The 11,196-nt window shown below is 56.5% G+C and carries 10 protein-coding genes; 2 read left to right on the top strand and 8 right to left on the bottom strand.

The window, feature by feature from the left end; translation table 11 throughout:
• From P9M14_08760 to galK, 8 genes are all read right to left on the bottom strand, one after another.
• Nucleotides 1-892: hypothetical protein (locus P9M14_08760; protein ID MDP8255827.1), on the bottom strand; the 892-nt coding region annotated here is incomplete at its 3' end.
• Between the two features lie 809 nt (nucleotides 893-1,701).
• Entirely contained in the window at nucleotides 1,702-2,157 is a 456-nt protein-coding gene (locus P9M14_08755) for a hypothetical protein (protein ID MDP8255826.1), read from the bottom strand.
• 33 nt (nucleotides 2,158-2,190) lie between these two features.
• Entirely contained in the window at nucleotides 2,191-2,844 is a 654-nt protein-coding gene (locus P9M14_08750; GenBank protein MDP8255825.1) for a hypothetical protein, read from the bottom strand.
• 939 nt (nucleotides 2,845-3,783) lie between these two features.
• The gene (locus tag P9M14_08745; protein ID MDP8255824.1) at nucleotides 3,784-4,521 is read right to left on the bottom strand and encodes a 4-vinyl reductase; all 738 of its coding nucleotides are present in this window, start codon (nucleotides 4,519-4,521) and stop codon (nucleotides 3,784-3,786) included.
• Nucleotides 4,522-4,646: 125 nt separating this feature from the next.
• Nucleotides 4,647-5,342 (bottom strand): anaerobic ribonucleoside-triphosphate reductase activating protein, encoded by a 696-nt coding sequence (locus P9M14_08740; GenBank protein ID MDP8255823.1) that lies wholly within the window; start codon nucleotides 5,340-5,342, stop codon nucleotides 4,647-4,649.
• Nucleotides 5,343-5,379: 37 nt separating this feature from the next.
• A complete protein-coding gene (nrdD, locus tag P9M14_08735; GenBank protein MDP8255822.1) occupies nucleotides 5,380-5,592 on the bottom strand; it encodes an anaerobic ribonucleoside-triphosphate reductase in 213 nt (70 codons plus the stop codon).
• The gene (locus P9M14_08730) at nucleotides 5,589-7,598 is read right to left on the bottom strand and encodes a ribonucleoside triphosphate reductase (protein ID MDP8255821.1); all 2,010 of its coding nucleotides are present in this window, start codon (nucleotides 7,596-7,598) and stop codon (nucleotides 5,589-5,591) included. The genes nrdD and P9M14_08730 overlap by 4 nt, the downstream gene beginning before the upstream one ends.
• Before the next feature lie 247 nt (nucleotides 7,599-7,845).
• Nucleotides 7,846-8,967 (bottom strand): galactokinase, encoded by a 1,122-nt coding sequence (gene galK / locus P9M14_08725; GenBank protein ID MDP8255820.1) that lies wholly within the window; start codon nucleotides 8,965-8,967, stop codon nucleotides 7,846-7,848.
• A gap of 106 nt (nucleotides 8,968-9,073) precedes the next feature.
• Here galK and P9M14_08720 point away from each other — a divergent pair, with 106 nt between their 5' ends.
• Together P9M14_08720 and P9M14_08715 are read left to right on the top strand one after the other, a co-directional pair.
• Entirely contained in the window at nucleotides 9,074-10,228 is a 1,155-nt protein-coding gene (locus tag P9M14_08720) for an FAD-binding oxidoreductase (protein ID MDP8255819.1), read from the top strand.
• Between the two features lie 55 nt (nucleotides 10,229-10,283).
• A partial coding sequence (locus P9M14_08715) for a hypothetical protein (protein ID MDP8255818.1) occupies nucleotides 10,284-11,196 on the top strand: 913 nt, incomplete at its 3' end.

Genomic DNA, 11,196 nt, shown 5'->3' with positions numbered 1-11,196 from the left:
GCCCCTCGAGGTGAGCGAGGCCGGAGTCGGTGACTTTGGTAGAGGACAGGTCCAGCACTCGCAGCTCCTTGAGCCCTGCGATGTGAGCGAGGCCGGTGTCGGTGACCTGGGTATCACCCAGGTACAGCACGCGCAGCTCCTTGAGCCCCTCGAGGTGAACGAGGCCGGAGTCGGTGACCTGGGTATTCCGCAGTTTCAGCTCGCGCAGCTCCTTGAGCCCCTCGAGGTGAACGAGGCCGGTGTCGGTGACTTTGGTGCGTATTAGGGACAGCCCACGCAGCTCCTTGAGCCCTGCGATGTGAGCGAGGCCGGTGTCGGTGACTTGGGTGCCTGTTAGGTACAGCAATCGCAGCTCCTTGAACCCCTCGAGGTGAGCGAGGCCGGAGTCGGTGAATTCGGTTAGCCCCAGGTCCAGCACGCGCAGCTCCTTGAGCCCCTCGAGGTGAGCGAGGCCGGAGTCGGTGACTTTGGTTACGGACAGGTGCAGCACTCGCAGCTCCTTGAGCCCCTCGAGGTGAGCGAGGCCGGTGTCGGTGACTTTGGTGTCGGACAGGTTCAGCCACCACAGCTCCTTGAGCCCCTCGAGGTGAGCGAGGCCGGTGTCGGTGACTTTGGTGCGGGACAGGCTCAGCCATCGCAGTTCCTTGAAGTTTGAGAGCACGTCCAAGGCATTATCGTCAGCTTTGGCCAATTCCAAATAGAGCTCCTTGGCATCCAATCGTTGCAGAAAGAACTCAAGCCCCTCCGTGGAAAAACCCTCGTCGCTGATGCCGATCCACATCCGGCCCGACGAGCGGGCCTGCAAAGCCTCGAGCACCTCGGCATTGCAAAGGATCGAGAGATCAGCGCGCACACTCGAGGCCGCTTCAGGGTGCGCCCTCAGTACCTCCATTGTCTTTTCAATGGACTGCCCTACCAAGTCCAAGCCGACTGCCTTGCCGTCAAGGTAAGCTACGCTGCCAGCGGCATCGACTTCGTGTTTATACCGACTGAATTTCTCGGCCTCAGAGGACGGCATTAAAATTCTGACGTTTGCTATGATAAATATAGGCGAATAATAAACCTCGTTTTTTTTACATCCTGCCGCGGCTGTAAGAAGTGCGGGAAATATCAGAAGCCAAGCGATGCGAAAGATTCTTTTTTTCACGGTCTTCCCCAGTAAGACAAATAGCTGAGCCGTTGCATAGGGTCATCCGATCCGCGGCTGACGCGAGAATCGAGGCGCAGAGAAAACGAGGAACAAAGATTGTTCCTGCGAACCCTTTAAACAGGTATTCCCCATATCAACCGCTGAAACGGGGTATTTCAGGTTCCGTTTGTGACAAAGATCAGCTCGATAGCACCGAGCGCTTTTAATTTATATTCGTGATGACTGAGATATATTATAGTCCCCGGGGTCTGTTGTCAATTGAAATCGAAGGAGTTCGGGGGACATCATACCTAACTATTGTCAGCCAATTCACAACAAATTCACCGTGCGAGAGTAGATTCTTCGGCCCAGGGACTCAGGATGACAAATTACGTACGATATCAACGAGATATAACGCTGCAAGTCGCACGCGAGCCGTCATCCTGAACGAAGTGAAGGATCTACGTCGGTAACGCAGCATTTTATCCACCTGGTTAACTGGTATAGGCAGATATCTATCGTGCAATACTAAATAAAGAGCTGGGAAACAATAGTTTCTCTATCCCTATAACTCACCCGGAAGGCCAGCTTGAGAATATATCCGTTCGTTTTTTTCCTCTCAAGGCTCTTTCCTGTAGCTTGCTCCCGCGCCAGCCAAACGAGTATACGACGATCCCTTTGTAAATCACAGAGCCGGAGGGCGAAAAGTGGGTTTCCTCCACTTCGATAGCATTGGGGCCTTGTTCCATCTCGATGATTCTCAAGGCTTTCGCTTTACCCACTAGTACATTGCCCACGTATGCTTCGGCCGAGCTCGCGATGCCAATCACAGCCCACACCGGGTCACCGCCTTGATAGCCGTAATGAATTTGCACTGGGCCGCTTGGTGTTTTGACTTCCCCTCTTTCAGAGTCAGGCTGAATTTGCACTGGGCCGCTTAGTGTTTTGACTTCCCCTCTTTCAGAGTCAGGCTGACATCCAAGCAGCAATGCGATCAACATCAAACATGTAACTAGTTTTATCCTCATGTTAAATCCCCCCGGACAAAGTGGTGGCCGATATCAACCGAACGCTTTGGGCCTTTGGCTGGTGAACAGCATTCCGGATTGGTCGGAAACGTCCGGGTATACAATTGTTCCCTGTTGCGCATCGATGGCCCTGATGAAATAATCTTGGTAACGATGTGGCATCAACCAGAGCGGAGCTTTTCTTCCATCGATGATTCTCATATTCAAAATGAAGATCCCCGTACTACCGAACATGCCCCCGCCGGAAATGACATAACCGCCGTTTTCTTCAGCAATTTGAGTCGCAACATCGCTGTCCGTCATACTCTCAGCGGGGGGCAGGGGAACTTGGAACCATGCCTGTGGAAAAGATATTACGGAAGATGTCTGTATCACATGTTCACCTGCCGTGATCATATCTTCTGTGATCTTATAGTTATATGAAGAATGGCATACTATCCAAGCATGAACCATTAAGCTCAGCGACTCTCCGCCTGTGAAAATGATTTCTACATTGTCCGCGATTAATCCCGTGCAGGCTCCATATTTTCCCTTAAGACAAGATTCATCAAACTGCCAGGCTGTAAAAGCCGTTATTGTGGGTTGCTTGTCCTCCCCGGTACCAGCTTCTTTCTTTCGCCGGATGGAAGATTCGTTCGAGCCCTTCTCTCTTTCTCCCTTAATGAATCTCTTTCCCCAAAGTCCCATGGCCGCCTCACAGCGAAAGGAGTGTAGGATCAACCGATTTTGTTATCGTGTGATCCATTGCTTTGCCAACGCCCGCACCCTGCTTGGGCGTAAATCAACGGGGCTGCTGGTGCAAAGGGTGCCTAGATGGTTTATTCAGTCTCGATTTTTTGTTCTTGGCGACTACGACATACACCTGGGGTCCCTAGCTGTCAAGTGTAATTACATTTTTCTCAAGCGCCTTTTTTTATCGGGGATTGACAGGATCATCGATAATTACAGGGACACGCTACATTGTTTTTATGAACTTATAAGATTGTGTGTGTTCGATGCTCGATAACATTGGGGCCGCATAAGTCCAATGGCATTTGACACACCTCCCCGCTCCCTGGTAAAATATATAGGTGCTCATTGAAAACTAAATCTCGGACGGCGAAATAAAAATTACGCCTGAAGTCGGCTAGTTGACATAATGTTTTTCCGATTTTTTCATGCGATTATTTCGTATTAGATTCGGCAACTTACAGACCTGCGAAAACTCAACCTATGCGATCAACTAAGCCCTGTCGTACTCAGGCGAAATTACAGGGAAATCGCGGTTTTTTTCGAAAGATTATCGCATGCGTGGGGTTTCAAGATTACCCTGATTAATCAAGACTTTACGCGCCAGAGAAAACCAGTATATGAACATCGCATGGAGCCAAATCGCGATTACCAGGTAATATCAACGACTATACGCGCTTCGTAACCTATACGAAATCTGTGATTTGAAATCCCAATTCGCATGCAAGTCCTAAAGTATTTTACCAGGGACGGGGGCGCAACTAGTTGTTTAGCAACGGTTATCAGCGTATAAAACGGCGGAAACGACAGGTAAAGCATTACTTGACATTGTCGCGCATACTTCTTGATAAACAGTCGAAACTGCCTTTGATCGCAAATCGGCCCGCGGCGGGTGGTTCAGGCGGTTTGGGTCTTGCTCAGCTCGAACACGCAGCGCGATGCGCCCATGGACTTGCACTCGACCTCCACGGCGGTCAGCTCCTGTCCCGAGATGGTGCTGGCGTAGCCCGAGACGATGCCCGCGTAGAAATGGCAGGTCGGCCGGTCCGCCGGTCCGAGCCAGCGCGCCTCCTGGGAGTTGGTCAGCATCACCTTCAGCGGGTAGGCCGAGAAGTCGAAATCCAGGTGGCCCCAGCCCCCCTCGTCGGTGATCAGCCGCGACATCATCCGCATCACATGGCCGAAGAACTCGGCCATCTGCGGGTCGGCCTGGACCTCGTCGATCACCCGGCTGTTGAAGATCAGCGGCGCCAGCACCGCCGGCGCCCAGCGGCCGTGCTCCAGCGCCTGCCCGACCTCCCAGCGGCACAGCCGTTGACCCATGCTGTACAGCGCGCGGTTCTTGGCCTCCTCGTCCAGCGCCTCGCCCAGGGTGGTGTGCAGCAGCTCGATGAGCTTGGACCCGGCCATGATCTCCTCAACGCCGCCAATGCCGATCCGCCCGTTGCGCAGGTCAACGTCGTGGAGCTCAAAGGCCGTGGCGCCCATGAACGCCCGGACAAATACCATCATCTTTTTCGAGATGATCGGCGCGTTGGCGATCGGCCGCAGCAGCAGCCTGACCAACAGCGGATGGCGCTGTAAAAACGCCATCAGGCGGCCCAATAGCTTGATCTTCGTGGAGTCGGATAACATGATCGGCCTCCAATGCGATGCTGAAAATCTTCGTTAGACTATGACAAACGGCACCCAAAAAAAAGGCCGCTCTTACGAGCGGCCAAGCCACGGAAAGAGTTCCCAATATTGTCAAGCCCACGGGATCAGACGCCCCGCAGGATGACCTCCGTAATGTAGCTGCGCGCTATTCCGGCAAAGCGTTCGAGCTCGGCGTTGGGGTAAGGCTCGAGATCGTGTAACGACGGGTCGAGCGTGACCTGCGGCCGGAACTGCTGCAGTGCGTAGAGTTTGGCGCCCTCGATGCGACGGGCGATGCTCTCGATCTGTGGTGCGCCGATCAGCCCGGGTATCACCGAGGTGCGAAACTCGTAGTGTCCGTCCCATTGCATCAGCAGGTCGATGCTCTGCTCGATCTTGCTCAGGTCGACCAGCTTGCCCGCGGCCTTGTTGTAGATCTCCAGCGGCGCCTTGAAGTCCATTGCCACGTAGTCGGCCAGGCCGTTATCAAGAATCTCAGCGAGAATCTTCGGGTGATGGCCGTTGGTGTCGACCTTGATTTTGAGATCCATCGCACGCAGCTTGGCAATAAACTCTGGCAGCTCGCGATGGATCATCGGCTCGCCGCCGGTGATGCAGACCGCGTCGATAAAGCCTTTGCGCCGTTCGAGCATCTCGAACGCGTGCTCCAACGGTAGGTTCGGGATGTCGCCGTTGGGGTTGATCAGATCCGGGTTGTGGCACCACGGACAGCGGAAATCACATCCGCCGGTGAACAGAATAGCCGAGAGCTGTCCCGGGTATTCAATCAGCGATAGTCCCTGAAAGCCTTTAATATTCATTGTGTGCCGGATCCGACCTCTGGTGGTTGAGTCTTACTCAACCGACTGAGTTGAGGTTGATCTGCACTACCTTGTCCTGCTCGACCTTGGCCTGCTCGATGCGTTCGGGCAGCTCGCTGTGGACGCCCAGCGAGAGCTGATAGGTCTTACGCTGGTTGTATTCCTCGCGCTTACCCTTGTTCCACTGCTGAACCGGGCGGTAGTAGCCGACAACCCTGGAATAAACCTCGGTCTTACGATTGCACTTCATGCTTTGGCCTCCTCAACTGAATACGGACACTCGAAGTGCTCGCCGGCGATATAGCCGTGAACCGGGCAGATCGAGAATGTGGGTGTTATCGAGTAATACGGCAGGCGGAAGTTTTCAGCGATCCGTCTGACCAGAAGTTTGCACGCCTCGGGGTTGTTGATCTTCTCTCCGATGAAACCGTGCAGCACAGTGCCGCCGGTGTACATCGTCTGCAATTGTTCCTGGTGCTCCAACGCCTCGAACAAATCGTCGGTGTAGTCCACCGGCAGTTGGCTTGAGTTGGTGTAGAACGGCTCGGATTCGCCCTGGGCGAAGATGTTGGGGTAAAGCTTGCGATCGGCCTTGGCCAGCCTGTAGCTGGATCCCTCGGCAGGCGTGGCCTCAAGGTTGTAGAGGTTGCCGGAGTCGACTTGGTACTGTCTGATGCGCTCGCGCATGAACTCGAGCACCTGGATGGCAAAGGCCTGGCCCTCGGGGTGCGCAATGTCCACGCCCAGTAGGTTGACGCAGGCCTCGTTCATGCCGATCAGGCCGATTGTGGAGAAGTGGTTGGACCAGAACTGCTTGCTCGGCCCGTCTTTGATCCGCGAGAGGTAGAACGTGGAGTAGGGATAAAGCCCGGCGTCGGTAAAACGCTCGAGCTGTTCGCGTTTGAGCTCCAGGCTGTCGCGGGACATGTCCATCAGGTAACCGAGCCGACCCAAAAACTCGTCGCAGCTTTTTGTCAGGTAGCCGATGCGCGGCATATTGATCGTCACTACGCCGATCGAGCCGGTGAGCGGGTTGGCGCCGAACAGGCCGCCGCCGCGGCTGATCAGCTCGCGGTTGTCCAGCCGCAGCCTGCAGCACATCGAGCGCGCGTCTTCGGGTTTGAGGTCGGAGTTGAGAAAATTGCTGAAATAGGGAATGCCGTACTTGGCGGTCATCTCCCACAGCGAGTCGAGGTTTTCGTTTGTCCAGTCGAAGTCTTTGGTGATGTTGTAAGTCGGAATCGGGAAGGTGAAGATTCGGCCCTTGGCGTCGCCGGCCATCATCACCTCGGCGAACGCACGGTTGATGATGTCCATCTCGGGTTGGAACTCGCCGTAGGTCACACCCTCGACCCGCTTGCCGCCCCTGATCACTTCCATGTCCCGATAGTTCGGTGAGGGCACCAAGTCCATCGTGATGTTGGTGAACGGGGTTTGGAAACCGACCCTGGTGGGCACGTTGGTGTTGAACACAAACTCTTGGATCTTCTGTTTGACCTGGTCGTAATTCAGGCCATCGAAGCGGATTAACGGCGCGAGCAGGGTGTCGAAGCTGGAGAACGCCTGGGCGCCAGCCGCCTCGCCTTGCATGGTGTAGAAAAAGTTGACGATCTGGCCCAGGGCCGCGCTGAAATGCTTGGCTGGCTTGCTCTCGATCTTGCCGAACGCGCCGCAGAAGCCGTTGAGCAGCAGGTCCTCGAGGTCCCAGCCGCAGCAGTATACCGCGAGCATGCCCAAGTCGTGGATGTGCACGTCGCCGCCCGAGTGCAGCTGCCCGATCTCGGGCGGGTAGATTCGGGTCAGCCAGTAGTAGCTGCTGATCGAGGAGCTGATGTGGTTGTTCAGGCCCTGGAGCGAGTAGCTCATATTCGAGTTCTCGTTTATTCTCCAGTCGTTACGGCCGATGTAGTCGTCGATCATCTCGATCGCGCTGGCGAACAGCTCGCGTGTATGGCGCAGCCTGGAATGTTGATCGCGATACAGAATGTAGCGCTTGGCCACCTCGGGGTGGCCGTTCTCCATCAGCATTACCTCGACAAGGTCCTGGACCTTTTCAACGTTGGGAATGCGTTTGTCGTCGTAGGTGACCTCAAGCACGCTGACCAACTGTCGAGTGACGGTGCTGGCCGCCTCGGGGTTGGGCTCACCGTTGGCCTGGAAGGCCTTTCCCACGGCTGACGCGATTTTCCCGGCGTCGAATTCGACCTTACGACCGTCGCGTTTTAAGATGAAAAAGATTTTCGATCGAGTGGCCATGCCCCAGTGCCCCCGAAAATCTCGATTTTCAGCGTCCCCGCCCTCAGGAGGCACCCCTGGACCCGAAAATCGAAAGCAGCACTTTAATATTGGCTGCCCAAGTAGCTGATTTTTAATGACTTAGATCTGAAATTGATTTCCCCGTTGACAAGCCAGAACTATAGTCAAACTCACAGCGGCTTGTCAAGGAAAAAATACTACATCTGGTATGTCCATAAAAAGCAATACAAAATATGGCGTTAATGGGTCAGAAACAATGCTCTGAAAAAGCCCCGTTTGCGGCCGTGAACTGCATCAGGCGCGCCTTGAGGTCAAAACGTCGGCTGTAGGGCTCGACCACTCTTTGTCGCAGCGTGTCAAAAATGCCGCGTTGCGTCAGGTGGATCGTGCAGCCGCCGAATCCGCCTCCGACCAGCCGGCTGCCGAATACTCCGCTCAGCCCGTCCGCCAGCTGACACAGCGCGTCAAGCTGCTCCATGCTGACCTGGTAATCATCGCGCAAACTGCTGTGGCTGGCGCTGATCAGCTCGCCGCAGTGCGTCACGTCGCCGTGTTCAAGTGCGCGAACCGCGAGCCTCACGCGTTCGATCTCGCAGATAATGTGCCGCGCGCGGCGTTCGAGCAACGGCTCGATCCCGGCGTTTTGCAGCATCTGCAGCGAGGCGTCGCGCAGGCTGTCCACGCCCAGCGCCCGCGCGGCCTGCTCGCATTCGCGACGGCGCTGGTTAAATCGCGAATCAGCCAGTTTGCGGCTCACGCCCGAATCGATCACCGCCACCTCAAAGGCATCCTGCGGCAGCGCCACATTGCGATGTTCCAGCGAACGGCAGTCGATCAGTAACGCGTGGTCGGCCAGACCAAAGGCGCTGGCGAACTGATCGAGGATCCCGCAGTGCATTCCCACGAATCCGTTTTCAGCGCGTTGACAAGCCAGGGCGAGCTGCTTTCTATCGACCTCGAATCCCGACGCGGCGCAGGCCGCCATGGCGACGCTTAGCTCCAACGCCGCGGAACTGGACAGGCCGCCGCCCACCGGCATATCGCCCCAAGTCAGCACGTCCCAGCCCGATTGCGGCAGGCCCAATGCGTGCAGCTCGTGCAGCACTCCGATCAGATAGTCGGCAAAGCTGCCAATGCGCTGCGTGGGCAGCGCGGCCAGCTCAACGCGTTGATCCAGATCCACACTAAAGACGTTGAACGCCTTGTCGTTGCGTCGGCGCAGGGCCGTGGCGATCCCCTTGTCAATGGCGATCGGCAGCACCAGTCCCTGGTTGTAATCGACGTGACCGCCGATCAGGTTGACACGCCCCGGGCCCCAGCCCAAGGCCTCGGGCCGGCCCGACATGGCTTGGTCGAATCGTTGCCGCAATTGGTCGAGTGCTATCATCGCACCGTAATATATACCGTTTTTCAGCCGTGTTGAAGGGGCTGGAAGGTGGTAGTATAAACAATCGTGAACTGTCAGGAGCAGTGAGATGGCAAAGATCGGACGGACAGTGATCGTGGGCGGCGGCGTGTTGGGGCTGGCGCTGGGCTACAACCTGTGCCGCATGGGCCACAGCGACGTGGTGGTGCTCGAGAAGCTCGGCCTGAACCAAGGGGCCAGCGGACGCTGCGGCGGAGGCGTACGCCAGCAGTGGACCAACGAGAGCAACATCGAATGGATGATCGAGGCGGTGCGCTGTTTTGCGCGCTTTCCCCAGGAGATGGGGATCAACATCTGGTTCCGCCAGTGCGGCTATTTGTTCCTGGCGGCGTCGGATGAGCAGGCGGAGCAGTTCGCGCGCAACGTCAAGTTCCAAAACGAGCACGGAGTGCCCACCAAGCTGCTCGATCCCGCTGGTATCAAGCGGGTGCAGCCCGAGCTGCAAGTCAACGGGTTTAGGGCCGGCGCATTCAACCAGACCGACGGCAGCATGTTCCCTTTCCCGGTACTATGGGGATATGCGCGCAATATCGAGCGCCTGGGCGGCCAAGTCAGGATCCACTGTGATGTGGTGGAATTTGATTTCGAGGGGGACAAGATCACAGCGGTGCGCGTCAACGGCCCGGATGGCGAGGAGCGCATCGAGTGCGAGCGTGTGATCAATGCGGCGGGCGCCTGGAGCCCGCAGATCGGTGCGCTGGCTGGAGTTGAGCTGCCGAACAAGGCGGAAAAGCATGAGATAATCGTCTGCGAGCCGGTTGAGCCGTTCATGGGCCCGGCAACGATCCCCATGGACAGCGGCCTGTACTGCTCGCAGATGGTGCGCGGCGAGGTCGTGGGCTGTGTGGCCATGGATTACCACGAAGAGCCCGATTATCAGCCGAGTTTGGGTTTTGCGCGCAAGTTAAGTCGCATTATGACGCAACTTTTCCCACGATTGGGCGGAGTAAGCCTGCTGCGGCATTGGGCGGGGTATTACGACATCACGCCGGACACCAATCCGATCCTCGGTCCGCTGGAAAATCGGCCCAATTTCGTCCAATTCCATGGCTTTATGGGACACGGATTTATGCTCGCGCCGACCTTGGGCCGCCTGATGGCCGAGCACCTTGCCAACGGGGCTCATCAGGAGCTGATGCATACCTACCGTCCGGAGCGCTTTGCGGAAGGCGGACTAAAGCGGGAGACGATGATAATTGGATAAGATCGCGACAAGCAGACGGTTTGTTTTCGGCTTAATCTTAATCACTTGCGCACTTTTGCTGCTAATAGGTTGCGCCGGATCTGCGTTTAACAAAGCGCGCCAGGCCGACACTGTCCAGGCCTGGCAGGGGTTCGCGGACAAGTACCCGGACCATCCGCAATCGCCCTGGGCCCAGGAGCGCGCAGCGTACCTGGGGGCCAAGTCGCTGGACACAGAGGATGCTTGGACACTGTTTTTACAGCAGTATCCTGATGGTTCCCACGCCAACCGCGCACGGATCAATCTTGACAAGGCCGCATACCACCAAGCGCAGGATCTTAACACGCTTACAGCGCTGGAAAACTACTTGCGACGCTTTCCCCAGGGCGCGTACCGCGAACAGGCCGAGCAGCGTATCTATTCGATATCATGGGCTCAAGCTGAGGCAGAGCATAGCTTTGACGCTTATGAGAATTTCCTGCGCGAGCACCCTGATGCGCCCCAGGCCGATCAGGCTGAGCAGGGGATCATGCTGCTTGAAGCGCAGCAGCAGTGGATCTTTGCCGACGAGGCGGACACGGTGAGCGAGTGGGACCGTTTTATCACTAAATATGATGCACTTCCGCAGATGGCTGACCAGGCGCGAGAGCGTCGGGAACAGGCTGCGGGCCGCTTTTTTAAGGGCGTATGGCTGATCTACGCCCAAGGAATGACGCCTGCGATGGTTCTTATCGACGCTGATCTGGCAATTCACGAGGCGCGGCCCCACTCCCCTAACGCCTTGGGATTATTCAAAGATCGCCTGCCAACCGAGCGAGAACTTAACCGGCGTGGGATTGAGCTGCGGCGATCCGAGGCGGGCCGGGTGCAGACGCGCGAGGGCGACAACGTGCGCGGCAAGCTTTCGGGCGAGCGCTATGTGGTGGAGCTGCGGCGCTCGACCACGCGGGTCAAGTCCGGCTGGGTCAGCCTCGAGCTGGGACCGGCTT

Origin of the sequence: Candidatus Alcyoniella australis, from assembly GCA_030765605.1 — a bacterium.
Classification (GTDB): Bacteria; Lernaellota; Lernaellaia; order JAVCCG01; family Alcyoniellaceae; genus Alcyoniella; species Alcyoniella australis.
Note: the sequence above shows the minus strand (reverse complement) of the source record. Positions and strands in the feature narration are given on the sequence as shown.